Origin of the sequence: Streptomyces sp. NPDC127114, from assembly GCF_042677525.1 — a bacterium.
In the GTDB taxonomy this organism is placed as follows: Bacteria; Actinomycetota; Actinomycetes; order Streptomycetales; family Streptomycetaceae; genus Streptomyces.
The window spans coordinates 51635-78430 of record NZ_JBHXTJ010000018.1 but is presented as its reverse complement, the minus strand read 5'-3'; the positions used below and the strand labels follow the sequence as shown (position 1 = coordinate 78430).

Here is a 26796-nt window from a genome sequence, read left to right as displayed (position 1 = left end):
CCGCCGGACAGGAGGAGGAGCGAGTGGCTCAGGCGCGGGCGAGGCGCGGGACCGCGTCGAGCAGGGTGCGGGTGTACTCGTGCCGAGGCGCCCCGATCACCTCTTCGACAGGGCCTGACTCCACGAGCCGGCCATGGTGCATGACGGCGACGGCATCGCAGACGTACCGCACGACGGCGAGGTTGTGCGAGATGAAGAGCATGGTGAGGCCGAGTTCGCCGCGCAGTTCGCGCAGCAGGTTGAGGACGGCTCCTTGGACGGAGACGTCGAGGGCGGAGGTGATCTCGTCGGCGATGAGCAGCTCGGGCTGTGCCGCGAGGGCGCGGGCGATGGCGACGCGCTGGCGCTGGCCGCCGGAGAGCTCGCGGGGGTACTTGCCCGCGTACGTGGCCGGCAGGGAGACCAGTTCGAGGAGCCGCCCGACCTCCGCCGGGCGCTGGGCGCGCGGGACGCGGGTGCCTTCGGCGATGGCGTCGCCGATGCTCATGCGCGGGTTCAGCGAGGAGTACGGGTCCTGGAAGACCATCTGGACTCGGCCGGGCGCTATTCCGGTGACCTTGCCCCGGTACGGGGTCAGGCCGGCCACGGCGCGGGCGAGGGTGGACTTCCCGGAGCCGGACTCTCCGACAAGACCGGTCACGGAGCCCTCGGGGACCTGCAGGCTGACGCCATCGACCGCGGTGAAGGAGCCGTATCGGACGGTGAGTCGGTCGATGTTCACTGGACCTCCCAGCAGGCCACGGAGTGGTCTTCCGTACGGGCGAGCAGCTTGGGCCGGATCGCGCAGCGTGCGGTGACGAAGGCGCACCGGTCGGCGAAGGCGCAGCCGTCGCCGACGTCGCCGGGCGCGGGCTGGCGGCCGGGGATGGTGCTGAGGGGACCCGACCGGTCGGTGTCCATGTCCGGCAGCGAGCCGACCAGCGCGCGGGTGTAGGGGTGCCGGGCGTAGTGGAGGCCGTCGGCGGGGAGTTCCTCGACGATGCGGCCCGCGTACATGACGGCGATCCGGTCGCACAGTTCGCTGACGACGGCGATGTCGTGGGAGATGAACAGGGCGCCGGCGCGCGTCTCGTCGACCACCTCGCGCAGCACCCGCAGCACCTCGCGCTGGACGGTGACGTCGAGCGCGGTGGTGGGCTCGTCCGCGATGATCAGGCGGGGCGTGCCCATGAGGCCCATCGCGATGACGGCGCGCTGGCGCATGCCGCCGGACAGCTCGTGCGGGTACTGCCGGGCGACCTCGGCCGGCTGCTTGATGCGGACCGTGCCGAGGCGTTCGACGGCGCGGGTCCGTGCCTCGGTGCGCGTGGCGCCGTCGTGCAGGGTGGCCACTTCGGCGAGCTGGCCGCCGACCCGGAGGGCCGGGTTGAGCGAGGAGGTGGGGTCCTGGAAGACCATCGCCAGGGACGAGCCGAGCAGCTTGCGGCGCTCCGCGTCCGTGAGGCCGTCCAGGTCCACCCCGTCCAGTCGCGTGCGGGCGCTGCCGGCGAGTCCGGGGTAGGGCACGATCTGCCCGATGGCGGCGGCGGTCATGCTCTTGCCGCTGCCCGATTCGCCCACCAGGCCGACGATCTCGCCCTCGCGGACGGTCAGCGACACCTGGCGTACGGGGGTGATGTCGCCGGGGAAGGCGACGGTGAGGTCCCGCACCTCCAGGACGGCGTCCGGTACGGGCTCGTCCCGGGCGGGGGTCACCACGGGGGCGACGGGCTTGCCGACGGGTTCGCTCGTGTGGGCGGCGGCCTTGGCGAAGGTGTCGCCGAGCAGCATGAAGCCGAGACCGGCGAGGGTGACGGCCAGCGCGGGCGCGACGACCACGGACGGGGTGACGTAGACGTGCCCGAAGGCTTCGTTGAGCAGCCGCCCCCAGTCGTACGAGGGTGCCTGGACGCCCATGCCGAGGAAGGACATCGCGGACAGGCCGAGGAGGGCGCCGCCCATGGCCTGGGCGGTGTTGAGGATGAGCGGTTCGGCGATGTTGGGGAGGATGTGCCGGGTGAGGATGCGGCGGCGGGGCACGCGCAGCATGCGGGCGGCCGCGATGTAGTCCGACCCGGCGACTGTCGCCGTCATGGTGTGGGTGAGCCGGGCGAAGGTGGGTGCGAGGGCCACGCCGATGCCGAGGACAGCGCCTTGCGCGCCGAGCCCGGCGACGACGGCGGTGAACATGGCGAGCAGCAGGGTGGGGAAGGCCACCAGCAGGTCGACCATGGCCACGACCGCGCGGCCGGCCGGTCGCGGCAGCACCTGGGGCAGGGCGCCGAGCAGGATGCCGGAGGCGGTGCCGATCAGGGTGGCGAGGAAGGCAAGGCCGAGGGTCAGCCGGGTGGCGACGAGGGTCCGGGCCAGCAGGTCCCGGCCGAGGGCGTCGGTGCCGAGCAGGTGCGCGGACGAGGCTCCCTGGCTGATTTCCTTGGGGTTGATCTGGTCGGCGGCGTCCTGCCAGATCAACGGTCCGACGACGGCGAGGAGGACCATGAGGGCGACGAGTACGGCGCCCAGCAGTCCGACGGGGTTTCTCAGCAGGCGGCGCATCAGCCCTCCCTGCGGGTGGAGGCGGACGGGGTGGACAGCGTCGACTTGGGGTCGAGTACCCCGAGCAGGAGGTCGACGAGGAAGTTGACGACGAGGACGAGCGCGCCGTAGACGAGGATCATGGCCTGTGCCACGGGGTAGTCCTTCTGCGTGATGGCCTCGACGGTGCGCAGGCCGAGACCGGGCCAGGCGAAGACGTTCTCCACCAGGACGCTGCCGGTGATCAGTCCGCTGAGCAGCAGGCCGCCCATGGTCAGGGTCGCGGTGAGCGTGTTCGGCAGCAGGTGCACCGCGTAAAGCCGCCACGCGGGGAGGCGCTTGGCGTGGGCCAGACGCATGTAGTCGGTGTCCAGTTCGCGCAGGGTCTCCACCCGTGCCAGACGGGCGATCATCGCCGCCGGTGCGATGGCGAGGGCCGTGACAGGCAGCACGAAGGAGGCGGGCCCGGTCAGACCGGCGGGCGGGAGCAGGCCGAGGCCCAGGGCGAGGACGAGCAGCAGCGCCAGACCGTAGAGGTACTCGGGGATGGCGACGGCGGCACCGGTGAGCGTGGTGAAGGCGGTCTCCGTGCCTCGCCGGCGTCCGTTGTGGGTGCGGACGGCGGCCCACAGGCCGAGCGGTACGGCCACGGCGAGGGCGACGAGGGTGGCGAGGACCGCGAGGGCCAGGGTGTTGGGCAGGCCCTGGCCGATGAGGTCGGTCACCGGCTGGGAGGAGAAGAACGAGGTGCCGAGATCTCCGGAGAACAACTGCTTGACGTAGTGCGTGAACTGACTCGGCAGCGGCTGGTCGAGGCCGAGCTCGCTCCTGCGCTGCTCGACCAGTTCCTTCGGCGCGGTGGGGCCGAGCATCTGGCGCAGCGGATCGCCGGGGATCAGGTGGATCATCGCGAACGACGCGACGACGAGCACGGCGAGGGAACCGGCCAGGCGCAGCAGCTGTCGCGCGAGGAAGAGCGGGGTGAGGCGTCGGACGCGGCGGCGTGGTGGGGCAGCCGGGGCCGTCTCGTGCGGGGTGAGGGCATCGGTCGTGGTGGTCACTTCCGTCCTCCCGTCATACGGATCGACGTCGCGTCGAAGAGGCCCGACGTGATGCGGAAGGTGGCGTTGTGGGCGGCGATGGTGACGGTCTTGTCGACGACGGGGACGATGTCGCCGCTCTCGAACAGGGCGTGCTCCGACCGGTCCCACAGGTCGCAGCCGGCGGTGCCGGGCTGCTTGCTCGCCTGGGCGGTGAGCTTCTCGTACTCCGTGTTGGTGAGGTGCGCGAAGTTGCCGCCGTCGGGGGTGAAGGGGCCGGACAGGGTGCCGAGCAGCTGGGTGGGCAGGGTGACGCCGAGGGGAGCCCAGTCCACGTCCCAGTCCTGGCTGACCGCTTCGATCTCGCCGTAGGCGGCGTCGGACACGGCCCGCAGTCGGACATCGACGCCGATCTTCTTCCATTGCTCGGCCAGGTACTCGGCCGCGGCGGCCATCGTCTCGCCTGACGACGTGCCGTAGATCATGCGGATCGTGAGCCGCTTTCCTTCCTTCGCCCAGATGCCGTCGGAGCCGCGGCGCCAGTCGGCGGCGTACAGCGCCGACTTGGCCTCGACCGGGTCGTAGACGGGCAGGTGGCCGGTGACGGTATCGCCGGGGCAGGGCTTGGGGTCCATGACCAGGCCGGTGGGGGTGCGGCCGGTGCCGCCGGTGGCGATCGCCCCGAGGGAGTCCATGTCGACGGCCTGGAGCAGGGCCTTGCGGACGGCAGGGTCGCTGCCGGGGTGGCCGGGGCCCTGGTGGAAGAAGAACTCCTGGGTGCCGTTGGCCTGGACGGTGGTCGTCACGCCGGGGATGTTGGTGACGCGGGCGCGGTCGGGGCCGGCGAGCTGCGCGCCGTTCAGTTCGTGGGACTGCAGCAGGTTGGCGGTCGTCGACTCGCTGCCGACGACCTTGAGCACGACCGAGCCGGGCATGGCGGGGTCGGCGGTGGTCGCCCCGTCCGGTCCCCAGGCGTAGCTGTCGCGCTTGGCGAAGGTGTAGCTCTGGTTCGGCTCGGCGGAGGTGAGCTGGAAGGGGCCCGATCCGGAGGTGCCGCTCGCCAGCAGGGCGCGGTCCTTCAGGCCCGCCCCGCAGACGATGAAGAGGTAGCGGGTGCTCTGCAGGATGAAGGCGAAGGGTTCGGGCGTCGACAGGGTCACGGTGCGGGCGGTGTCGTCCGCCTTCGCGGTGAGTCCTTCGGGGACCACGACGCCGTACGCGGGCGACTTGGTGGCGGGGTCGGTGATGTGGGCGACGTTGGCGGCGACGGTGCTCGCGGTCACCGGGCTTCCGTCGGCGCAGGTGACGCCGCGGCGCAGGGTGAAGGTGACGGAGGCGGGCCTGACGTCCCACTTCTCGGCGAGTCCGGAGACGATCCGGCCGTCGGGCCCGGCGTGCACCAGGGTGTCGTAGGCCAGCGACAGCGCGGTGTACGTGGTCGTGTTCTGGACCTGGGCGGGGTCGAGCAGTCCCGGGTCGCTCTTGATCGCGTAGCTGAAGGCGTCACCGCCGGACGATCCGGCCTGCGCGACGCTGCCGCAGCCGGCCGCCAGCAGTGACACCGCGAGACAGGCGGAGATCGCCTTGGCTCTATTCATCGGGGGCTTCATAGGGGGACTCCTTGGAGCGGGAGAGTTGCCCCACAGTCGCGGCTCGTGGCCGGAAATGATTCAGTCGGGGCGACGAAAGCCGCGGGCCTCGTTGGGTGGGGAATCCCAAGCCGGGCGACGGTCTCGGAGACGCGTCGGCCCCGGACCGCGGGCGATGCGGTCCGGGGCGTGGCGTGTCCGTACGGAGGGGCGGCGTGCACGAGCGGGGGCGTTCAGGTTCCGGCGCGGAGGTGGTCGACGGCGGCCCGAGCGGCGCGGCCGATCGCACGGTCGGCGAGGGGTTGCCGCGTGGCCGCGGTCGACGTCCGCAGGAAGACGCCCACGGCGTACCGCTTGCCGTCCGGGTACTCGATCACGCCGGCCTCGTTGCGTACGGCGAAGTCGGTGCCCGTCTTCCCGGCGAGCCGCACGCCCGGTTCGGGGAAGCCGGAGACGAGGCGGTGCTGCCAGACCTGCTGGCCCATGATGTCCCGGACCTCGGCGCAGGCGCTCGCCGGCCCGGCCTCGTCGCGCCAGATCGCGGCGAGCAGCGCGGTCACCTCGCGGGGAGTGCTCGACGGGCTGGTGCCGGGGGCGCAGGCGCGGAGGGCGAGGAGTCGTTCGTCGGGGATGCCGGCGAGCTGGTCGTCGAGGGAGCGGTCGGGATCGAGCCCGAGTTCCCGGCGGATGTCGTCGTCCAGGGCGGCGGAGGACGAGAAACCGAACTGGGGGAAGCCCAGGTCGTCCAGGGTCGCGCGGACGCGGTCGGGTCCGACGATGTCCAGGAGCAGGTCGGTGGCGGCGTTGTCGCTGATCGTCATCATCATGAAGGCGAGGTCGCGGGCGCTCATCTCGACGTCGTGGGCGCAGCCGTCGGTGCCGCTGCCGCCCGCGCGGTAGGCGGAGGTGACGGTGTGGCGCCGGGACGGGTCGAGTTCCCCGGCCGCCGCCTGCCGGGCGTACTCCAGGGCGATGGGGATCTTGAAGACGGAGGCGAGCACGACCTGGCTGTCGGCGCCGTGGCCGAACTCCGCTCCCGTGTCGAGGTCGCGGACGTGGACGAAGCCTTCGGCCCGCGCCTGCGCGAAGACGTACGAGAGAGCGGTGCGGGTCTGATCAGCCCCGGCCGACTGCGCGGCGGCTGTGGTCATGCTGTCTCCTGGCGGGTGGTCTCGGCCGACGGGCGGCGCAGGTGGTCGACGGCGATCCGTGCAGCACGGCCGATCGCGGCGTCGGCGGCAGGGTTGCGACCGCCTAGGGCGGGGGTGCGCAGGAAGACGGCGACGGCGTACCGGCCGCCGTCCGGGTACTCGACGACGGCGGCCTCGTTGAGTACGCCCCAGAGGGAGCCGTTCTTGGCCGCGACGCGGACGTCGCCGTCGAAGCCCGCGGCGAGGCGGTGCACGGACAGCTGATGGCTCATGAGCTCCCGTACCTCGGCGCACGCTTCGGCGGGTCCGGCCCGGTCGCGCCAGATCGCCGTCAGCATGGACGTGATCTCCCGTGGGGTACTGGACGCGGAACGGGCGGGGTCGAGCATGGCGAGGCCCCTGATCCGGTCCTCGCTCACCTGGTCGAGCTGGGCGTCGATGTCGCCGTCCGGGTCGAGGCCGAGCTCCTCCCAGACGGGGTCCCACAGCTCGCGGTAGCGCCCGACGGGCAGGCGCGGGCAGCCGAGTTCGGCGGCGACGGCGCGTACCCGGTCCGTGCCGAGGATCTCCATGAGCTTGTCGGTGGCCGCGTTGTCGCTCATGGAGAGCATGAAGAAGGCGAGGTCGCGGGTGCTCATGGTGACGTCGTGCCGGCAGCTGTCGGTGCCGATGCCGCCGCCCTCGCGGTTGGCGGCGGTGATGGTGTGGCGAGCGGCCCGGTCGAGGACTCCGGCCGCCGCCTGGCGGGCGTAGGCGAGGGCGACGGCGATCTTGCGGACGGAGGCGACGATGACGGGGGCGTCGGCGCGGAAGGCGACCTCGCGGTCTCCGTCGGCGTCGTCGACGTCGCGGGCGTGTACGAAGCCCTCGACTCCGGCCTCGTCGAAGATGGCCCAAAGGGCTGAGGTCGCCGCATCTGCGGTGGAAGGTGGTGCCATGGCGATCCAATCCTGCGGAGATCAGCTGGTCTTGGGGGTGGCGCGGCCGCTGTAGTGGAGGTACGAGGTGCCGTCGGGGCGCCGCTCGAACACCACCGCGTCCCAGATCGAGTCGCCTTCGTCGCGGCCGACGAACGTGGTCGCGTCGACGGCGACGAGGTCGAGCGTGCGGGACCGGGCGAGGCCGACGAGGATGCCCGTGGGTTCGGTCCGCAGGCGCAGCCCGCCCTCGTGCGCGGTCACGTGGATCCTGCTGCCGGCCCGCTCGTACACACCGGTGAAGGGTTCGACGTCGACGTGGACGGGCGGCTCGGGGGGCCCGATGGGGGCGGGGACGTCGATCGCGTGCAGGTCCCCGAGAAGCTCGGTGACGAGACGGTGCTGGAACTCGACGCTCCGGCCGCCGTTGACCAGCGCGGCGACGACCGTCCCCAGCTCGGGTAGTCCCCAGAGCGCGGCGTGCTGGCCGATGGTGTCGCCGGTGTGGGAGACGACCTCGTGGCCGTCCCACTCGTCCAGGCTCCAGCCGATGCCCCACTGCCGCCCGCCGCCGTACGGATTGGGCAGGTCGACCTGAGCCTGCCGCAGGGCGCCGGGGTCGGCGAGGAGCGTTCCGGAGGCGAGGTGGGCGCGGCCGAAAGCGACCACGTCGGCGGCCCGCGCGCAGATCAGTCCCGCGGGACCTACGGACCGGGGCAGTCCCCACTGCGGCACCACGGCGCCGTGCTCGTCGTGGCCGACGGCCGCGCCGAAGCGCAGGACGTCCTCCGGAAGTGTCCAGGTGTGCGTGAGGCCGAGGGGCTCGCAGATCTGCTCGCGCAGGGCCTGGTCCCACACCTTTCCGGTGAGCTGCTCGACGACACGGCCCGCGATGACGAAGCCGGAGTTGCAATACGAGTGGGAGTCCCCGACGGGAAAGGTCTGCTCCAGGTCGGCACACGCCTCGACGTACCGGCGCAGGCAGTCGTCGCCGCGCCCGGTGTCCAGGAACAGGTCGCCGTCGATGCCCGAGGTGTGGGTGAGCAGGTGGCGCAGGGTGATCGCCTCGGTGGCGCGCGGGTCGCCCACCCGGAACTCCGGCAGGATCTCCGCGACGGGGGTGTCCAGCGTGACACGGCCCTGTTCGGCGAGGAGCATCAGCTGGGTCGCGGTCCACACCTTGGTGACCGAACCGATCTGGAACAGCGAGTCGGCGCGCACCGGCGCCCCGGTCGCGGTGTTGAGGACGCCGGTGGCCCACTCGTACAGCTCGCCGCCGTACCAGAACGCCAGGCTCGCCCCAGGCACGTCGGAGTCGGCGGCGAGCGCCGCGAGGCGGCTCGTCCAGTGCTCGATGTCGGCCTTCACGCTCGCCCTCCGGGTGGTTCGATGTGTCTGGTTGCGGCTCGGTGAGCTTGGCCGAAAGCGTACGTACGAAGGCACCGGCATGGTTCGTACGGGGATACGAACGTGCAGGTCGGAGCTTGGTCCGCCGGACGACTCCGGGGGCGGGCGGCGTTCCTAGGGTGGCGTCCACCCGACGTACGAGGAGACGAGACGACGATGCCGCTGATCGACCGCGACGACTGCGCCCTGGTGATCATCGATGTGCAGACCGATTTCTACCCGCCCCACCGGCTCGACGTGGACCGGCAGCGGTTCCACGACATGGTGCGGCGCATCGCCTGGATCACCGCCGTGGCGGACCGCCTGGAGATCCCCGTCGTGGTGACCGAGGAGGACCCGGCGGCCAGCGGTCACACCGTGCCGGAGATCCGCGAGGTGCTGCCGGCCAAGGCGGTCACCCTGCCGAAGAACGCCTTCGCGGTGTGGGACAACCCCGACATCGCCGCCGCGATCGAGGCCACCGGACGCACGACGATGATCCTGGTCGGCATCGAGACGGACATCTGCGTCGCCCACTCGGCGATCCAGCTGCACCACGCCGGCAAGCGCGTGGCGGTCGTGGACGACGCCGCCTACTCCCCCGGTCAGGCCCACGAGCGGGGCCTTCGGCGCCTGGCCGGCCGGGGCATCGAGACGCTGTCCACGAAGGAGCTGTTCTACGACTGGGTGCGCACCATCCAGGACGCGGACGCCTTCCACGACACCCACGCGGACCTGACGCTCCCGCCGGGCGTGCGGCTCTGACCGAGCCGGCGCTCAGTCGAGCCTGGCGGCGAGGCCCGGGCCTTCGGTCCCGGTCCCGCCGCCGTTCTGCGTCTGCCCCGGTCCCAGCAGGCGCAGCTGCAGCATCGCGGCGAACCTGGCCGACGGGTCCTGGAGGTCGATCTCCCCGACCTCGGCCACCCGGCGGATCCGGTAGCGGAAGGTGTTGGGGTGGACGAACACGCTCGCCGAGGCGGTGATCACGTCGCCGAAGGCGTCCAGCCAGGCCCGTAGCGTCTCCACCAGGTGGGCGTTGTGCTTGGCGTCGTACGCGACGAGGCGGGCGAGGGGGCCGGACAGCTCGTCGCGGTTGGCGACGGCCAGGTCCCGCAACTCCAGCAGCAGTGCGTCCACATACACGTCGGCGATCGAGGCCACGCGCCTGCCGGTCCGGCCGGTGAACAGCACACGCAGAGCCCGGTCGGCGTTGGCCCGGGACCGAGGGAGCGCCGCGGGTTCCTCGGCGACCGAGCCGATTCCGATGACGGCGCCAGTGCGGTCGCCGGTGCGCTGGAGGAAGTTCGCCGCCACCTGCAGGGCGCGATCCCGGGCATGGGCGCTGTCGCCGGGGACGGGGAAGAGCGCGTACGCCACGTCGCCGAGCAGTGCCACGGCGGAACGCGGCTGTACGGCGGTGAGGTGCACGGCCAGGGCGGCGGCCAGGCGCTGGCGCTCGGCCGTGACGTGGGCGTGGTCCTCGCCCCGCTCGGGCGCGAGCCCCATGGCCAGGACCAGGGTGGGTTCGTCGACGAGGCCGAGCCGGCCGAGCGCTTCGACCGCGCCCGCCCCGCCTTCCAGGGCGGTCGTGACGAGGTCAGCCCGCAGCCGGTTCTCGGCGTCCGTACCGGCCCGGAAGCGGAGCATGTGAAGGGCGACGAGCTTCGCCGCCTCCAGGAAAGCCTTCTCGCGCTCCGGGGTGAGGGGCTTGCGCAGCGCGGCCCATACGGACCCGAGGAACTCGTCGCCGGCGCGCACGGCGACGGCGACCCGGGGCAGTGCCACCTCGTCGCCGAGGGTCGGCGCGGGCACGCGCACCAGGCCCTCGCTGCGGTACAGCTCCTTGAAGACGCCGTGCTCCTCGTGGTGGCGCAGATAGCGCTCGGGCACCTGGCGGGCGAGGATGCTCTCCACCCGGGGGGCGTCCGCCTCGTCCTGGCGTCCGGAGAAGGCGAGGATGCGGGAGCGCCGGTCCTCGATGGTGACGGGGGCGTCGAGGAGGGTGGCGATGGCGTTGGCGAGGGCGAAGAGGTCTCCGGACGGCACCCCGCCCAGGGTCTGCTCCTCGCCCGCCCCCGCATTGCCCACGTCGCCTTCGGCGAGCAGGGTGCGCAGCATGGCCGCGAGCTGGGCCCAGGAGGCTCCGCGGGTCAGGGCGAGCAAGGCGACGCCGGTCTCGTCGACGACCGGCTCCAGCTCGTCGGCGTCGGCGACGGGGCCGCGGACGACAAGGGCGGTGGCTCCGAGGGCGGCGAGATACCGCAGCAGCCGTGCGGTCTCCTCCGCTCCGTGGACACCGACGCCGAGCACGATGGCGCGCTCCGGGTAGTGCTGTTCGTCGTACGGATCGTGGATGCCGACGCCGCCGATCTCGCCGGCCGCGTCAGGGTCGCCGTACAGCAGGTCCAGGAGCGTGTGGCCGAAGTCCTCGAGCACCCGGCTGAGGCCTCGGGCGGGGTGCGTCGACATGTGCCTGATCATCTCCGCAGGTTAGGACTCGCGCAGCCCTGCGATGTGGTGTGTGCGGACGAGGATACGTCAGCCGGTTCGTTCGCCGATACGAACTGCGCTCGTGGGTCGCCAGAGGCGTGCGACGGCGACTTCGGCGAGGGCATCGGTCGAGTCGACCAGCGGCAGCACACGGGATGCCGCCGAGCTGATCAGCGGTATCTCGGTACAGGCGGCGACGACCGCCTGCGCGCCCCGCTCCTTGAGGCTCTCGGTCGCGGTGGTGATCCAGCGCCCGGGCCCGGCGGGATCGGCGCCGCCCTTGACCGCGCGGATCGCCGTGTCCACGTACTCCTCCTGGACGACGTCCGGCACCTGGACCACGTCGAGCCCGAGCCGGGCGCCGGCCCGCTCGTACAGTCCGGTCAGGCGCGTCCCCCGGGTCGCCAGGATGCCCACGCGCTCAAGCCCAGGCGTGCGGCGGGCCGCTGCCTCAAGGGCGGCCCTGATCATGTCGAGGACCTCGACGCCGGTGGCCCTGGACAGCTGCTCGACGTAGGCGTGCGCGGTGTTGCATGGCACGGCGATGCAGCTGACACCCGCGCGCTGGAGCCAGCGGGCGCCCTCGACGAGGGCGGGAACGGGCGAAGGCCCTTCGCCGAGCAGTGCCGCCGTCCGGTCCGGCACGGCCGGGTCCGCCCACATGAGGACGGGCAGATGCGCCTGGTCGGATCCCGCCGGGGTGCGCTCGACGAGCCGCCGGTAGAAGTCGGCCGTGGCGAGGGGGCCCATCCCGCCGAGGATGCCGAGGGTCGGGCGGGTGACGTGACGCATGCGGGGCAGCCTTTCCGTTCTTCCCGCCGTGCTGCGCGGGGTCTCGACGCGATCGTCATCCGATCGGAACGGCGGGATGTCGTCGCCGACGCCAAAAGCTCCGGCCGGGATTGGTACGGGGCGCCGGAACGCCCCCGCGCCGGGCATCGGATTCGGCCGAGCGGACGAAGCGACCACCCCAGAGCTGTGACGGAGGCCGAACCCTCGCACCCGGGCGCCGATTTGACTGGCCTCCGGCCCCGCCCCTGCCCGGCCGGGCTCGCTGATCGTCAACACAAAGGTCCACCATGCACACGTACGACCCCGCCCTCACCGACCTCGTCGTCGCCTCCCTGCGCGACCGACTCCTGAACCGACCCGCACTCAACCACCCGGGCGAGGGAGACAAGCTCGACAGGGTCCTGGCCGGGCTGATCGGCCCCGAGGGCAACGATCCGGCGGAAATCCTGCGGCTGTGGACCGAGCAGCTCGCGCCCACCGTGATCGCGGTCGACAGCCCCCGCTTCCTGTCGTTCGTTCCCGCCGCCCCCACGCACGCCGCCATCCTCTTCGACACGCTCGTCTCGTGCTCGTCGATCCAGGGCGTCTCATGGCTCCTCGCCTCCGGCCCCATCGCCGCCGAGAACCAGGTCCTGCGCCTGCTCGCGGACCTCGCCGGGATGCCGGCCGAAGCCGGCGGATGCTTCGTCTCCGGCGGCTCCGCCGGAAACCTCTCCGCCCTGGTCACCGCACGCGACACGGCCCGGCGCCGCCGGGGCCTCGGCCCGTACGACCGCGTCCGGTTCGCCGTGTCCGACCAGGCCCACTCGTCCATCGGCAACGCCCTGCGCATCATCGGCGTCGAGCCCTTCACCGTGCCGACCGTGGACCACCGCCTGACCGGTCCCGCGCTGCGCGCCGCGCTCCTCACCGCCCCGGACCCGTCCGACGTCATCGGAGTGGCGGCCACCGCCGGCACGACCAACGCCGGAATCATCGACGACCTCGCGGGAATCGCCTCCGTGGCCCGTGACTTCGACCTCTGGTTCCACGTGGACGGCGCATACGGGGGCGCCGGCCTCCTCGCCCCGAGCGTCCGGGACCGCTACCGGGGCATCGAGCACGCTGACTCCCTCGTCATCGACCCCCACAAGTGGCTGTTCGCCCCCTTCGACTGCGCCGCCCTCCTCTATCGCGACCCGCGTCAGGCCAGGGCGGCCCACACCCAGGACGCCTCCTACCTCGACGCCCTTCACACGGACGACGACACCCAGTGGAACCCGAGCGACTACGCCCACCACCTGAGCCGCCGCGCCCGCGGCCTCCCCCTGTGGTTCTCCCTCGCCGTCCACGGCACCCGCGCCTACAGCGAGGCCGTAGAGAAGGCCCTCACCTTGGCCCGCGACACCGCCACTCTCATCCGCAACACCCCGTACCTCGAACTCATCCGCGACCCGGAGCTCTCCGCCGTGCTGTTCCGCCGGATCGGCTGGACCTCCGAGGACTACGCGGAATGGTCCGCCCGCCTCCTCGCCGGCCAGACCGCTTTCGTCGCACCGACCGGCTGGGAGGGCGAGACCGTCGCCCGGTTCGGCTTTCTCCACCCGGAAACCAGCCTGGAGTTGGTCAAGGAGTTGGTGGGCACCATGGCCTGAGTCCAATCGCCCGTGGTGGCGGCAGACCTACTCGTCATTCTCTTCGGCCAGGTGCTCCAATACCCGCTCCAGAGTCGCCCCGGAGAGGGCCGGAGCCCGTTGCAACCAATGATTAAGCCACTCCCGGTCCGTCATCACCCTGGTCAGCCACCTTCCGTGTATACGGAATTTGATCGAACTCCGCCCACGCGGCGTTCGGGGGCTACAAGCAGTCGGGGGCCGGCCGGGAGACGCACAAGGTGATGCTGGAGCACTACCAGCAGACGAAGAACCTGCTGGTGTCCTACTCGCCGAAGAAGCTCGGTTTCTTCTAGAGGCACGAAAAGAGGCGCCTGACCTGGGCTTTCGCCCGTCAGGCGCCTCTCGCTTACCAACGCCTTCTCGGCGCCCACGCGCTCGAACGCGCGCGCGACAGTCCGGCGACCTTGTGCCCGGCGAACGGGGCGACCACCGCGGCCGGCATCCCCGGGTCGTGGAGGAAGGCCCCACCCTTCGGAGCGCCCGCTTGCCGTCCAGCACGGCGGTCCCACCCGGCAGCCGGCCCGGATCCCGCAGGTCAGGCCAGGCCCTCGAGGCTCCAGGTCTGGTTCTTCTTCCAGGTCAGGTCGTTCGCGGGGCGCAGGTCCACTCATGGATCTTCGCGCCCTGCGTGGCGTCGTCGGTGCCGAGGTTGGTGTCGGCCAGGCACTGACCGCTGTGCTGTGCCACCGCGACCGTGGAGGCGGTGGTGTTCGACGGGGGCAGCAGGGTGACGGTGTAGCCGTCCGCGCCGTCCGCCCACGGGACGATCACCGAAGCCGAGTTGCCGCTGACGGTCAGCGTCCGGTCGGAGACCGTCACCGGACCCGTCACCGCGCCGCCGTCGTTGTTCGGTATGCGCTGGACGATCGCGCGCACCCGGCCGTTCTTCGCCACCGACGTGGTGTCGAGGCGTTCGAGGTCGACGGTGACGTTGCCGGTGTTGCCGTTGCTGCCCAGCAGGATCTTGGCGTTGCGCGCGGAATTGTCCTTCGTCGCCACCCCGTCGGTGTTCGTGCCGGGCGTGAGGTTCACGATGGTGCCGGTCTGCGAGCCGTAATACCGGTACAGGAACCACTCACCCAGCGGCAGATACTGACCGCCGGTCCTGGTGAGCAGGGTCGCCGCGAAGTCGTGCAGGTCGGCACCCCAGGCCCAGTTGGCGCGCATGCCGTCCGCCCCGGCGCGTTCCAGACGGGAGATGTACCAGCCGCCGCGGCCAGGGTTCTGCTCGGTGTCGGCCGCGTACTCGTTCACCTGGAACGGACGGCTCGTGGTCATCGACCGTGCCGCCAGCTTGGAGTGGACGGCGTCGGCGTCGGCGACCGGGTCGCCCGGCAGGTCGTGCCAGCTGTATGTGTCGGGTTCGACGTCGTTGGCCTTCACGTAGTCGAGGTACGTGTTCCACCAGGGGCCGCCCCCGTCCGCGGAGGGCCTGCCGGCAGTGCTGGCACCGACGATGACGGCGCCCGGGAAGGCGGCCCGGATCCGCTGGTGGGCCCGCTTCCACATCTCCAGGTACTGGTCCTGCGGCCGGTCCCAGAAGGAGGAGTAGTCGGGCTCGTTCCAGATGTCCCACTGGATGTCGGTCATGCCGACCGCCTTCGCGTCGGCGAGCAGCCGGTCGTAGAAGGCGTCGAAGCGGGACCAGTCACCGTTGTCGCCGGGGAAGGTGGGCGAGGTGGTCCCGTCGGCGCCCCACAGGTCGTGCGGCAGGATGACGAAGGTGCCGCCCAGCGCCTTGGTGCTCTTGTACTGGGCGAGGGTGGAGTTCCACCGGCGGTCGTACGCGCCGGCGACCCAGCCGCCCGGGCTGTCCAGCTGGGCACCGCCGGCCCGCATGAACCTCCACTTGATGTCCCTGTAGAAGCACTCCGGGGGCAGCGACCCGCGCTCGGCCATCCCGTAGAGGGTGCCCGAGGCGCGGTACGTGGGGGCGCCCCTGGTAGCGGAGAAGTCGACGGTGATGGTGGTGTCCGCGGCCTGGGTCGCAGGTCCTGAAGGTGTGGTCAGCGGCTTCATTCCGCGGCTCCTGGGGTGGACGGAGGACAGGAACCGGGCCCGATCGGTCCCGGGCCTGGAGGAGGTGGCCGTCGGCGGCCGTCTCGGTGCGCGGGGGGCCACCGCGTCGACGAGCGTGGCGAAAGCCTGCTTCGCGGCCGCCACGACGGCGTCGAACGTCTCCGAGGGCTTCTCCGCAAGCACGGGAGAGATGCCGAACCAGGAGCCGTGCGTGCTGAACGGGATGTCGTGGAAGGAAGAGGCCGGGCCGGATCGCGCGACGGTCAGAGTTCCGGTGCGAGACCACGCTCGTGCAGCCAGGAGAGCTGGACCGGCGGGTTGGAGCCGTAGCCGCCGCCGTGGTCACCGAAGGGCCAGACGGTCATGGTGCGGTCCTCGCCCCGGTAGTGGTTGTAGGCGGCGTAGACCGTGGAGGGTGGGCAGATCGGGTCCATCAGGGCGACGCTGAACAGCACCGGTGCGGTGGCCCGTCGGGCGAAGTGGACGCCGTCGAAGTAGTCGAGGGTGGCGAGGGTCCGTTCCACGCGGTCGCGGCTGTGCCAGCGCAGGTACTCGGCGATCTCCGGGTACGGGCCCTCCCCGGTGATCTGCACGGCGCGGCGGAAGTGGCACAGGAAGGGGACGTCCGGCAGTGCCGCCGCCACGCGGTCTGCGGCGAGTGCGGCGACGGCGAGGGTCAGGCCGCCGCCCTGGCTGCCTCCGGACACCACGATCCTGCGCGGGTCGAGGCCGGGCAGCTCGGCGACGGCGTCCACGGCACGTACGCAGTCGGTGATCAGCCGCCGGTAGTAGTAGTTCTCGGGGGAGTCGATGCCCCGGGTCATGAACCCCCCGGCCCACTGTGTGCCGTCGCCCGTCGTCCGGTCCGGGGTGTCGTGGCCCTGGCCCCGGCTGTCGACGACGAGCTGGGCGTAGCCGGCCGCCGACCAGAACAGGTGGTCGGTGGGCAGGCCACGGCCGCCGCTGTAGCCGATGTACGTGACGACGACCGGCAGCGGTCCCTCCGCGCCGCGCGGGCGCAGGAGCCAGGCGGCCACGGGGTCGCCGTTCCAGCCGGGGAAGCGCACGTCGTCGACTTCGACGGTGTGCAGCAGGTGCGCGGAAGTGACCCGTTCGGCCTTGACCGTCCCGTCGTAGGACCGGGCCTCGGCGAGGGTGCGGTGCCAGAACGCGTCGAAGTCGCTCGGAGCGGTCAGCTGCGGCCGGTAGCCGACGAGGTCATCAGTCCCGAGGTCGGTGAGCGGCATGGGGATTCCTCCGGTCGGAGTGTGGACGAGGTGGCAGGGGTTCGAGTGGCGTCGGAACCAGGTGCCGCGCGGGTCCCGGGCACGACGGGGCGTGGGAGGGCGGCCCGTCCTCCCCCCGTCGGACGGGCCGCCCGGCTCACGGGGCGCGCGCAAGCGGTCAGTCGGCTCCGCCAGAGCTGCCGAAGCGGAAGGCGGAGAGGCGGAAGTCGCCGTGCAGGGTCAGGCGCAGGTCGTGGACGCCCTCGGGCGGGGTGGCCAGTTCGCCTGCGACGGTCTGCCATGCGTAGCGGTCCCCGGTGCGGGGAACGTCGAGCTCGGCCAGCACCTGGTCGCCCGCCCGGACGACCAGCCGCGCCTCACCGGGTCCGGCGTCCTCGCGGGCGGTCTCGGCCTCGATCCGTACGGCCCCGGAGAGGTCGACGTCGCGGAAGAGAAGTGTCCCGGGCCGAGCGGGGTCGGTGGGCGTGAGCGCGTCACCGTCGGTCCGAGTGGCGTCGACGAGGGTGACGTCCGCGTAGTCGTCGAAGTCGACCGCCAGGGTGCGCCGCTCCACGACGACCCTGGGCGCCGGGGCCGGCCCGGTCACCGTCAGCGGTGCGGTGAGGACCAGGTGGTCGGCGGAGCGGGCGACGACGATCTCGTAGTCGCCGGGATCGACGGTGAAGGCGGAGGTGGCGACATCCCAGTGGGCGAGCCGTTCGGCCGGCAGTCGGAACGTCACCTCGGTGCTCTCCCCCGGTTCCAGGCGCACCTTGCGGAAGTCGGCCAGGCGGAGCCTGGGCACCTCGTGACGGGCGTGGAGCGCCCGCACGTAGAGCTGCACCACCTCGCTGCCGGCCCGGGCGCCGCTGTTGACCAGGGTCACCGTGAGGTCGACCGCGCCGCCCTGGCCGGTCGAGGACCGCGACAACCGCAGGTCGCGGTAGGAGAAGTCGGTGTACGACAGGCCGTGGCCGAAGGGGTAGAGAGGCGTCGGCCGGTGGTACTGGTAGGTCCAGCCGGCCTTGATGATGTCGTAGTCGAGCGGGGCCGGCAGCGGGTCGTCGCCCCGGTACCAGGTCTGCGGCAGGCGTCCGGCGGGCTCGGCCTCGCCCAGCAGCACGGCGGCCAGCCCGTGGCCCGTCTCCTGTCCGCCGTGGGAGGTCCACACCACGGCGGGCAGGTGCTCGTCGGCCCAGTCGACGGCGTACGGGTAACTGCTCATCACCACGAGCACCGTTTCCGGGCGCACGGCCGCGACCGCGCGGAGCAGCTCCTCCTGCCCCGCGGGCAGCTCGATGTCCGCGCGGTCCTCGGTCTCACGGCCGTTGATCACGGGGTGGTTGCCGAGGACGACGACCGCCGCGTCGGCCGCCTCGGCGGCAGCCCGGGCCTCGGCCGCGCCGTCGCGCAGCGGCTCTCTCTCCCAGCGTTCGGCGGAGTCCGGGGCTTCGGCGGTCACGGTGACGCGGTCGTCGGTGGGATCCACGGCGGCGTAGCGGCCGGTGAGCACGGAGCGCAGCAGCACCGTGTCCTCCCCGGCCGGTTCGAGCCGGAAGGTCTCCTTGACGAACCAGTTCTTGAGCGTCTTCTGGTCGGCCGCCACGGTGGCGTCGTCCTTGAGGCTCAGGTAGTGGCCGGTGCCGGCGGCGCGGAGGGTCAGTGTGCCGCGGCCCCAGTCGGTCACGTCGAAGGCGGTCTTGCCGAGGAGGTCGCCGGTGGTGCGGGAGCGCAGCGCGATACGGTCGGCGCCCTCCACCCGGACCACCTCGCCGCCGTGGGCGCCGAGTGCGGCGGCGAGGCCGTCGGCGACGGTCGCCTGGTAGGGCATGGTGCCGCTGTACCAGTCCTCGCACAGCGTGTCGGCGAGTGGGCCGATGACGGCGATCCGTGACGTGCGGGCCGGGTCCAGCGGCAGCAGGCCCTCGTTCTTCAGCAGGACGACGGACTCCGTCGCGGCGTGCCGCGCCAGGGCGCGGTGCTCGGGGCAGTCGATCACCTCCGGGGCGATCCCGGCGTACGGGTCGAGGTCCGGGTCGAACTCGGCGAGGCGGAAGCGGAGTTCGAGCTGGCGACGCACCGCGCGGTCCACGTCGGCCTGTTCCATCAGGCCGCGCTCCAGCGCCTCGCGCAGTCGGCCGACCGGCGTGGCGCTGTCCTGGTCGTGGTCGGTGAAGCTGTCGATGCCGGCTTTGAGGGCGGCGGCGTGGGACTCGGCGTGGTCGTCGAAGTAGTGCTCCGGGTCGACCAGGTTGGAGGGGGCGTCGGCGTCGCTCACCACGAACAGCTCGTGTCCGGTGGGCCGCGCCCAGCGGCGCAGCTCGGTCTCGATCAGCGGGCTGATGTGGCAGGGGCGGCCGTTGACCAGGTTGTACGCGGCCATGGCTCCGGTCGCGGCGCCGGAGGCGACGACGGGCCGGAAGGCGGCCAGGTCGTACTCGTGGAGGACGCGCGGGCGCAGTCCGGAGGAGGTGGTGCAGCGGTCGTCCTCGTTGTTGTAGGCGAGGAAGTGCTTGAGGACGGGAGCCGTCCGCAGGTAGGTCGGATGGTCGCCGGCCAGGCCGCGGCAGTATGCCTCGCCGAGCCGGGCGGTGTGCACCGGGTCCTCGGAGTAGCCCTCCTCGTTACGCCCCCAGCGCGGGTCGCGCAGCAGGTTCAGGACGGGCGCCCAGGCCTGCAGGCTGTGAAGGCCGCCGCCGGTGGCGGGCCGGCGGTGGTGGTGGAAGGCCCGCAGCTCGACGGAGACGGCCTCGGCGACCCTGCGCACCAGGTCCTCGTCCCAGGTGGCGCCGAGGCCGACGGCCTGCGGGAAGACCGTCGCCAACCCCAGCCAGGAGACGCCGTGCAGGGCCTCGCTGCCCGTGCGGAAGGCAGCGAGGCCGAGCCGTGGGACGGCCGGCACGTACTGGTGCAGCATCGCGATCCGCTCTTCGGGCGTGAGCCGTGAGAGCAGGTCGTCGACGCGCTTCTGCAGTGGCAGCGCAGGATTGCGGAAATCGGGCGGCTCGGAAGCGGACGCGTGCACGGGCACGGAACTCACGTGGAAACCCCTCGGGCGAGCTGGTTGCGGTGACCGTTCGTCGAAGCGCTTCGACGGTCCCATTCAGCTCCATGACCTGTCAATGAGCGCGAGCGATTCGGCGTCAGGGCCCGGTCTGCGCCCGTACGTCGACGACCCGTTCGAAGAAGAATTCGTGCTTGAGGAAGGAGACGTCGTATTCGTGACCCGGATACGGCGGGATCAGTTGGGCGGCCTGGAACAGCCGCCAACCGTCCTGCAACGCGGCCACCCCCGACTCGTACGGCGGCTCGTCGCCGTCACCCGTGGTGGGCGAGGTGCGGCCGGTGCCGTCGTAGCGCGACCAGCCGACGACATGGGAGTCAAGCGCCGAGCTCGCCAGGTACAGCACGAGCACCTGCTGCCGCAGCACCGGGGCGGCGGTGCCGTCTCCGGCGTCCGCCGGCGCGGGTGGGATCGCTTCGGTCGTCATGCCACGGTCTCCTTCGGGCGGTTGGAGACCCTGGTCACCCAGTGGTCGAGGTCGAAGCCGTCGTCGCCGGTCAGCTCCCGCCACAGCAGGATGCGGTTGTACCGCTCCAGCCGGCCGGTCGCTCCCTCGTACCACGGGAACATCACGTCCAGCTCCGCGGTCACCTGCGGGTCCTGGAGATCCGAGGTGTCCCACAGACGTCGTTGACGCACCCTGGGATTGAAGCGGATCTTGAACATGTAGCGGAGGATGTCGCTGTCGTTGCGCCGGCCCCCGTGCCAGATTCCGTGGTGCAGAAGCACCACCGTGCCGGCCGGGCAGACCAACCGGTCCTGACCGCGCAGGTTCTGGTAGCGGCCGGTGTCCGATTCGTTGATCCGCCGCAGATGGCTGCCCGGCACGCTGAGCGTTCCGCCCATCTCCAGCGTCACGGCCTGCGGGTAGTACATCAACTGGACGTCGAAGGCGTCCGGTCGGACGTCGATGATGGCGTCCCCGTGCAGTGGCTGCGCGGCGCCTTCGTGAGGCTCGCGGGTGTGCACGAAGTGGTGGTCCACCCACGGCTCCGGGCCGACCAGGCTGCGCAGTGCCCCTGCCACCCGCGGCAGTTCCAGCAGCCTGCGGACGAAGGTGCCCTTCGCGTATGCGTCGGACAGCGGCGTCCCGTACGGCACCGGCGGCACCCCGCCCGCCAGTACCGCCAGACCCTCGGCGTTCATCTCCGCCGGAACCACCGCGTCCATCCGCAGTGACCCGCGCGCCACGAAGCGCGCCATCTGAACCGAGTTCAGCAGTTGTCGCCTGTTCTCCATGACGGCCACGCTAGGTCCGGCCCGCGCGCACCGCGTGGGCCGCATTCACCCTCCACTGGTCGATTTTCACCGTCGCGTCCGCCACGTATGTCGACGACCGCGTCCCAGGAGTGGCCGCGTCCGCCGTGGTAGAACACGTGAGCATGCAGACGGTCCTCGCCCATCTCGACGCCCCTCCCACCCTCGCCACCGTCGGCATCGGCGTGCACGGTCCGGCCGGCCAGGTGGACGTGTTCCAACTACCGGACTTGTGGCAGCTCCATCTGTACGGCTACGACGCCGACTTGACGGTCGACGGCACCGAGCACGCGATCCGCCCCGGGCGGGTCAGCCTCGTGCCGCCCGGAACCGAGGTGCGTTACCGCTACCGGGGCCGCTCCGAGCACCTCTACGCGCACCTCCGTCTGGGATCGGAGGGAACACCCCACAGCATTCCGGTGATCCAGCGCACCGGACCCGAACTGGACCTGCTCACCACGCAGTTGCGGCAGGCACTGGCCGCCTGGCCGAACACCCCGGCCCGGGCCACCGCCGAGGTGTGGGCCGCCCTGTGGCGGATCGCCATGCTCACCCCGCGGCGGGAGCAGAGCGCCCGGGCAGTCCATCCGGCGGTGGCGACCGCGGCGGCGCTGATCGAGGCGAGGCTGACGGAGTCCCTGACGGTGCCGGAGATCGCGAAGGCTGCCGGCGTCTCCCACAACCACCTGACCCGGCTCTTCCGCGCCGCCACCGGGGAAACCGTCGTCGGCTACATCCGGGCCCGCCGGATGGAACGCGCACGCCATTTCCTGCGGGCCACCACGCTCTCCATCCCCGCCGTCGCCGCCTCGGTCGGCATCCCCGACCTCCAGGCGTTCAACAAGGCCTGCCGGCGTGAACTCGGGGCGTCACCTCGCGGCATCCGTACCGCCGGCCCCGCCCCGCGCGACAGCGCGGCTCAGTAGGGCCGGCGGCACCCTCCTCATCGTGGGGCTACGCCCTTCGGGGGCCGTCTCCGTGGTCCGGGACGGGGAGGCGTACGCCGGCCTGGAGGGCGGATCGGTGGGCGACGATGCCGGGGAGGGTGTAGCGGGCGGCGGTCCACGCGTGCAGTGGTGGAGGCGTTCGTGTGGTGACCGCGGTGGCGAAGTCGTCGGCGAGGAAGTGGTGACTGCCCTCGTGGCCGTTGGGTGCGTGCGCGAACTCGCGCGGGAGTCGGGAGCGGTCGTGGACGGGTGCGGTACCGGAGGTGAAGGCGTCGCGCAGTTCCGGGGCGACGTGGGCGAGCGCCGGGTCGTCCGGTGTGAGGGTGGGTACGGGGTGCAGGTGCGCGGTGACGTCGCGCTCGCCCTTCTTGTCCTGCCACAGGCTGACCGAGCCGAGTTGTTCGAGGACGGCTTCCGTGCCGAAGTAGCGGAAGCGTGACTCCTTGCCGATGTATCCGACCCTGCGGAACTCGTTCGTGCGGAAGCTGCCGCCACCTGCGACTTCGAACAGTGCGGTCGCGTTGGAGAAGTCGTTGTCGAACTGGCTGATCTCGCGGTCGAACACGCCGTCGCCGCGCTCGTCCGGAACGCCGATCGCCGAGACGCTCACGGCGTGCGTCTGCCAGGCGCCGAGGACTCCGCCGATCGAGTGCGTGGGGTAGAGCAGCGGCGGGTAGCTGGCGGTGGACTTCCAGTTCTCGCCGCCGCTGTACTTGTAGGCGTCGTAGAAGCCCCAGTCCATGTCGTGGACGTAGTCGCCTTCCGCGTAGAAGATCCGGCCGAACGCTCCCGCGGCGATCTGGGCGCGCGCGTAGACGGTCGCCGGGTGGTAGTAGCTCGTCTCGCCCATCATGTAGATCCGGCCGGTCTCCTCGACCGCTGCGATGATGTCCGCGATCTCGGCCTCGGTCACGCCCATGGGGACCGCGCTGTAGACGTCCTTGCCCGCGCGCAGCGCCTGCACGGCGAGGGGGCCGTGGGTCCAGCGCTGGGTGAACAGCGCGATGGCGTCGAGGTCGGAGTCGAGCATGGCCGCGAACGAGGGGAGGGTGCCGGCGAGGTCATGCTCGGTGACGAGCCGCTCGGCGCGCTCCGGGAGCAGGTCGGTGACCTTGATGTCACCGACGTTCGGGTGCAGGCGCCAGAGTTTGGCGAACGAACCGGCGAACTGGCCGGCGCCGACGATGCCGAGTGAGAACACGCGAATCTCCATCAGGAACGTGGGATGGGGTGCGAGCTGGTGCCGGTCGCATGACGGTGCGGGCTTCGGCACTGCTCCACGACGATAGGATCCGACTCCACGCGATGTCTGCACCGTTTCGAAGCGAGAACTTCTTGGATCCTCAGGGTGCTCTGGTCGACGAACCCTCGTACCTGCGCGGCTGGGCCGGACGCCCGACGCTGATGGAGGCAGCGCACCGGCACGACGACCTGGAAATCAACTTCGTGACCGACGGTGGGTCGATGCTCTACCTCTACGGAGGCGAACTCCTCGAAGTCGCGGTGGGCGGCCTCGCCGTGTTCTGGGCCGCGATCCCGCACCAGTTGGTGGCGAGCCAGGCGACGCGCGCGCACTGGCTGCACGTGCCCTTCGACCAGTTCCTCGCCTGGGGGCTGCCCCAACCGCTCCTCACGCGTGTGCTCTCGGGTGTGCCGGTGATCGCTCCCGCAGCCCGTGCCGACGCGAGCGATCCGGCGAAGTTCACCCAGTGGGCCGCTGATCTGGCCGCGGGCGACGACGAACTGCACCGCATCACGATGCTGGAGGTACAAGCGCGCGTCCGACGCCTGGCGCTTGCCGCGGACGGCGATCCGGTACGCCGACCTGCCGGTGACGCCCCGTCCCTGCGTCAGGCGGTGTCCATGGCGCGGTACATCGCACATCACTTCCGCGAGCCGATCACCGTCGCGGACGTCGCCGCGGCGGCGAATGTCCACCCGACCTACGCCATGGCCCAGTTCCGCAAGGTCGTGCGTACCACGATCGGCGACTACGTGAAGCTGTATCGGCTCGCCGAGGCACGCCGGTTGCTGGTGACCACCGGCCTTCCCGTGAGCCAGGTGGCCGTGGCCGCCGGCTTCGGCTCGGTCAGCCGCTTCTACCGAGCCTTCACCGACGCGTGCGGAACCACCCCGGCACGATTCCGGCACGGACGCGGGCTCTGACGTGCCCGGCAGCCCTTGCCGGGCGGCTTGACGAGAACATGCGGCGTGCCTGCTGTCCTGCGACGGAACCGAACGGTTCCACAACCAGAAGCCCCGTCCTGGGGAGCCGTCACCCTGACCGCCGGATGACCTCTCGTTGTGGAGCTGGTTCTGAAGCGTGCTGTCGAAGCGCTTCGCCTGTACGTTCTTCCTGACAGTCCACCAATGAACCGGCCGGGGTGACAGTCTCGCGGTACGGGCCCTTGCCTCTCGCGAAACTCGTCCGTTAGCTTGACGTCCGGAATGGTGAAGCGCTTCGACAACCACCGCCGTCCGGCCCCGTGCAGGTCCGTCAGAGCACGACTCGACACTCCGTCCCGAGGAACCGTCCGGCACCGACCTCGAAAGGGCCGCCATGGCCAAGGAACAAGGGACCTTCCACTGGGGGCACGAGGCCCTTCGCCTCGACTTCGTCCTCGACGACGACGGCAGCCCGCGCCTCACGCACCTCGGACCGCCCGGCGAGGCTCGGAGAGTCCCCGGTGCGTCCCTCCCCCTGGTGGAGGTGACGGCCGCGGGGCACGGCCGGGACTGGTCGGGCAGCCGTCTGGTCGGAACCGCTCTCGGCGGGCGGCTGCGCCACCGGGCCCACCGCGCGGCCCGCGACGGCGACTGGCACACGCTGACCGTGCAGCTCCACGACCCGGAGACCGGGCTGGTCGCGGAGGTGACCTACCGGTCGCCGGACGGCATCCCCGTGCTCCGCAGTGAAGTGACGCTGCGCAACGAGGGGCACACCACCGTGCACCTGGAGTCGGTCAGCTCGCTCGTGGTGGGCTGCCTCGCCCCACGGGACCCGGCGGCCGTCGACGCGGCCGACCTGCTGTGGGCGGACAACGACTGGCTGGCCGAGTGCCGTTGGCAGCGACAGTCGATGCGCCGGACCACACCCGGCGTCAGCGGACGCGTGACGTACGGACACGGCAAGGCCGGCTTCGCCCTGAACGGACAGGGAACCTGGTCCAGTTGCGGACACCTGCCCATGGGCGGCCTGACGGACCGGCGCACCGGCCGCAGTTGGGTGTGGCAGATCGAGCACAACGGCGGGGGCTGGCGCTGGGAGTGCCAGGAGCACGAAGAGACGGCCTACGCCGCGCTGTTCGGGCCCACCGACACCCACCACGGCTGGCGGCACCCCCTGGAACCCGGCGCTGTCTTTCGCACCGTACCCGCCGCCCTGGCCTTCAGCGCCGACGGCGGCCCCGACTCCGCGTTCGCCGCGCTGACCCGCTACCGCCGCGCCCGGCGCCGCCCTCATGCCGACCACCAGCGCCTGCCCGTCATCTTCAACGACTACATGAACTGCCTGATGGGCGACCCCACCACCGACAAGCTGCTGCCGCTGATCGACGCGGCGGCCGAAGCCGGCGCCGAGCACTTCGTCATCGACGCGGGCTGGTACGACGACGGTGGCGGCGGCTGGTGGACCAGCGTCGGCGCCTGGGAGCCGGCCGCCTCGCGCTTCCCCGGCGAGAGGGGGATCCACGAGGTACTGGACCACATTCGCCGACGCGGCATGGTTCCCGGCCTGTGGCTGGAGCCGGAAGTCATCGGCGTCCACAGCCCGATGGCCAAGTCCCTGCCCGACGAGGCGTTCTTCCGCCGCGACGGCGCCCGCCTGGCGGAGACCGGCAGGCACCATCTGGACCTGCGCCACCCCGCCGCCCGAGCCCACCTGGACCGGGTCGTGGACCGCCTGGTCGGCGAGTGGGGCGTCGGCTACCTCAAGCTCGACCACAACATCGACCCCGGTTCCGGCACCAGCGCCCACCCCGGCGAGACCCCGGGCGCCGGCCTGCTCGGCCACAACCGGGCGCACCTCGACTGGCTCGACGGCGTCCTCGACCGGCATCCGCACCTGGTGGTGGAGAACTGCGCCTCCGGCGGCATGCGCTGGGACGACGCCATGCTCTCCCGGCTGCAGCTGCAGTCCACCAGCGACCAGCAGAACCTCCACCTCTACGCGCCCATCGCGGCCTCCGCGCCCACCGCCGTCACCCCCGAACAGGGTGCCGTCTGGGCGTACCCGCGGCCGGAGGACTCCCTCGACGAGGTGGCCTTCACCATGGCCAACGCGCTGCTCGGCCGGATCCATCTCTCCGGCCGTCTTCCCGAGCTCGCGCCGGAGGCGCGCGCCCTGGTCCACGAGGCGGTGGCCGTGTACAAGGCCATCCGCGCCGACCTGCCGCACGCCGTGCCGTCCTGGCCACTGGGCCTTCCCGCCTGGGACGACCCCTGGATCGCCCTGGCCCTGCACACCCCCGCGACCACCTACCTCACGGCCTGGCGCCGCCCGGGAACCGACGCCACGGCGACGCTTCACCTGCCCCACCTGCGGGACAGCCCCGCCCGTGTCGACCTGCTCTATCCCTCGGCCGGCCGGGCCGACTCCGGCTGGCTGCCCGCCACGGCCGAGCTGAGCCTGACCCTGCCCACCGCGCCGTCCGCCGTCCTGCTCCGCATCACCCCCACGGACCCCGGCGCTCCCTGAACCACCCCGCCCCGCCACGCCACGACTCCCTCACGAATCGACGAGAGGACCTC

20 protein-coding genes and 1 pseudogene are annotated in these 26796 nt (G+C 71.7%); 6 read left to right on the top strand and 15 right to left on the bottom strand.

Annotated features, from left to right (window positions below; translation table 11 throughout):
- Nucleotides 1-28: 28 nt before the first annotated feature.
- The 7 genes from ACFVGS_RS19830 to ACFVGS_RS19800 form a co-directional block, all read right to left on the bottom strand.
- Nucleotides 29-721 carry an ABC transporter ATP-binding protein gene (locus tag ACFVGS_RS19830; RefSeq protein WP_384406872.1) on the bottom strand — a complete coding sequence of 231 codons (693 nt, stop codon included), beginning with the start codon at nucleotides 719-721 and terminating at the stop codon, nucleotides 29-31.
- Entirely contained in the window at nucleotides 718-2535 is a 1818-nt protein-coding gene (locus ACFVGS_RS19825; protein ID WP_384406874.1) for a dipeptide/oligopeptide/nickel ABC transporter permease/ATP-binding protein, read from the bottom strand. The genes ACFVGS_RS19830 and ACFVGS_RS19825 overlap by 4 nt, the downstream gene beginning before the upstream one ends.
- Nucleotides 2535-3575, bottom strand: a complete 1041-nt coding sequence (locus ACFVGS_RS19820; protein ID WP_385693195.1) for an ABC transporter permease — start codon at nucleotides 3573-3575, stop codon at nucleotides 2535-2537. The genes ACFVGS_RS19825 and ACFVGS_RS19820 overlap by 1 nt, the downstream gene beginning before the upstream one ends.
- Nucleotides 3572-5152 (bottom strand): ABC transporter substrate-binding protein, encoded by a 1581-nt coding sequence (locus tag ACFVGS_RS19815; protein ID WP_384406878.1) that lies wholly within the window; start codon nucleotides 5150-5152, stop codon nucleotides 3572-3574. Before ACFVGS_RS19815 ends, ACFVGS_RS19820 begins: the two co-directional genes overlap by 4 nt.
- A gap of 224 nt (nucleotides 5153-5376) precedes the next feature.
- Complete coding sequence (locus ACFVGS_RS19810; protein ID WP_384406880.1) at nucleotides 5377-6294, bottom strand: serine hydrolase; 918 nt, start codon at nucleotides 6292-6294, stop codon at nucleotides 5377-5379.
- On the bottom strand, nucleotides 6291-7232 hold the full coding sequence (locus ACFVGS_RS19805; protein ID WP_385693194.1) for a serine hydrolase: 942 nt from the start codon (nucleotides 7230-7232) through the stop codon (nucleotides 6291-6293). Before ACFVGS_RS19805 ends, ACFVGS_RS19810 begins: the two co-directional genes overlap by 4 nt.
- Nucleotides 7233-7253: 21 nt before the next feature.
- On the bottom strand, nucleotides 7254-8579 hold the full coding sequence (locus ACFVGS_RS19800) for a serine hydrolase domain-containing protein (protein ID WP_385693193.1): 1326 nt from the start codon (nucleotides 8577-8579) through the stop codon (nucleotides 7254-7256).
- Nucleotides 8580-8774: 195 nt separating this feature from the next.
- Here ACFVGS_RS19800 and ACFVGS_RS19795 point away from each other — a divergent pair, with 195 nt between their 5' ends.
- Nucleotides 8775-9362: an isochorismatase family protein gene (locus ACFVGS_RS19795; protein WP_384406886.1), complete on the top strand. Its 588-nt coding sequence runs from the start codon at nucleotides 8775-8777 to the stop codon at nucleotides 9360-9362.
- A 12-nt stretch (nucleotides 9363-9374) separates the two neighbouring features.
- On the opposite strand, the gene ACFVGS_RS19790 is transcribed toward ACFVGS_RS19795, so the two are convergent.
- Complete coding sequence (locus ACFVGS_RS19790; RefSeq protein ID WP_385693192.1) at nucleotides 9375-11066, bottom strand: PucR family transcriptional regulator; 1692 nt, start codon at nucleotides 11064-11066, stop codon at nucleotides 9375-9377.
- A 69-nt stretch (nucleotides 11067-11135) separates the two neighbouring features.
- On the bottom strand, nucleotides 11136-11879 hold the full coding sequence (locus ACFVGS_RS19785) for an aspartate/glutamate racemase family protein (RefSeq protein ID WP_385693191.1): 744 nt from the start codon (nucleotides 11877-11879) through the stop codon (nucleotides 11136-11138).
- A gap of 287 nt (nucleotides 11880-12166) precedes the next feature.
- On the opposite strand from ACFVGS_RS19785, the gene ACFVGS_RS19780 reads away from it, so the two are divergent.
- Both ACFVGS_RS19780 and ACFVGS_RS19775 read left to right on the top strand, forming a co-directional pair.
- On the top strand, nucleotides 12167-13513 hold the full coding sequence (locus tag ACFVGS_RS19780; protein ID WP_385693190.1) for a pyridoxal phosphate-dependent decarboxylase family protein: 1347 nt from the start codon (nucleotides 12167-12169) through the stop codon (nucleotides 13511-13513).
- Between the two features lie 182 nt (nucleotides 13514-13695).
- A pseudogene (locus ACFVGS_RS19775) lies at nucleotides 13696-13827 on the top strand (hypothetical protein); the annotation flags it as partial.
- A 286-nt stretch (nucleotides 13828-14113) separates the two neighbouring features.
- Here the strand turns inward: ACFVGS_RS19775 and ACFVGS_RS19770 are convergent.
- The 5 genes from ACFVGS_RS19770 to ACFVGS_RS19750 form a co-directional block, all read right to left on the bottom strand.
- Nucleotides 14114-15553: a beta-xylosidase gene (locus tag ACFVGS_RS19770; protein WP_385693189.1), complete on the bottom strand. Its 1440-nt coding sequence runs from the start codon at nucleotides 15551-15553 to the stop codon at nucleotides 14114-14116.
- A gap of 263 nt (nucleotides 15554-15816) precedes the next feature.
- Nucleotides 15817-16800 (bottom strand): acetylxylan esterase, encoded by a 984-nt coding sequence (locus tag ACFVGS_RS19765; RefSeq protein WP_385693188.1) that lies wholly within the window; start codon nucleotides 16798-16800, stop codon nucleotides 15817-15819.
- Nucleotides 16801-16957: 157 nt separating this feature from the next.
- Complete coding sequence (locus ACFVGS_RS19760) at nucleotides 16958-19810, bottom strand: glycoside hydrolase family 3 C-terminal domain-containing protein (protein WP_385693228.1); 2853 nt, start codon at nucleotides 19808-19810, stop codon at nucleotides 16958-16960.
- 112 nt (nucleotides 19811-19922) lie between these two features.
- A complete protein-coding gene (locus tag ACFVGS_RS19755) occupies nucleotides 19923-20207 on the bottom strand; it encodes a hypothetical protein (protein ID WP_384407276.1) in 285 nt (94 codons plus the stop codon).
- 59 nt (nucleotides 20208-20266) lie between these two features.
- Complete coding sequence (locus ACFVGS_RS19750) at nucleotides 20267-21082, bottom strand: phytanoyl-CoA dioxygenase family protein (RefSeq protein WP_385693187.1); 816 nt, start codon at nucleotides 21080-21082, stop codon at nucleotides 20267-20269.
- A 143-nt stretch (nucleotides 21083-21225) separates the two neighbouring features.
- On the opposite strand from ACFVGS_RS19750, the gene ACFVGS_RS19745 reads away from it, so the two are divergent.
- Nucleotides 21226-22026: a helix-turn-helix domain-containing protein gene (locus tag ACFVGS_RS19745; RefSeq protein ID WP_385693227.1), complete on the top strand. Its 801-nt coding sequence runs from the start codon at nucleotides 21226-21228 to the stop codon at nucleotides 22024-22026.
- A 28-nt stretch (nucleotides 22027-22054) separates the two neighbouring features.
- Here ACFVGS_RS19745 and ACFVGS_RS19740 read toward each other — a convergent pair whose 3' ends face one another.
- Nucleotides 22055-23260: a Gfo/Idh/MocA family protein gene (locus tag ACFVGS_RS19740; RefSeq protein ID WP_385693186.1), complete on the bottom strand. Its 1206-nt coding sequence runs from the start codon at nucleotides 23258-23260 to the stop codon at nucleotides 22055-22057.
- Nucleotides 23261-23352: 92 nt separating this feature from the next.
- On the opposite strand from ACFVGS_RS19740, the gene ACFVGS_RS19735 reads away from it, so the two are divergent.
- Both ACFVGS_RS19735 and ACFVGS_RS19730 read left to right on the top strand, forming a co-directional pair.
- The gene (locus tag ACFVGS_RS19735) at nucleotides 23353-24213 is read left to right on the top strand and encodes a helix-turn-helix domain-containing protein (protein ID WP_385693185.1); all 861 of its coding nucleotides are present in this window, start codon (nucleotides 23353-23355) and stop codon (nucleotides 24211-24213) included.
- Between the two features lie 394 nt (nucleotides 24214-24607).
- Nucleotides 24608-26743, top strand: coding sequence for an alpha-galactosidase (locus tag ACFVGS_RS19730; RefSeq protein WP_385693184.1), 2136 nt, complete (start codon nucleotides 24608-24610; stop codon nucleotides 26741-26743).
- Nucleotides 26744-26796 lie beyond the last annotated feature (53 nt).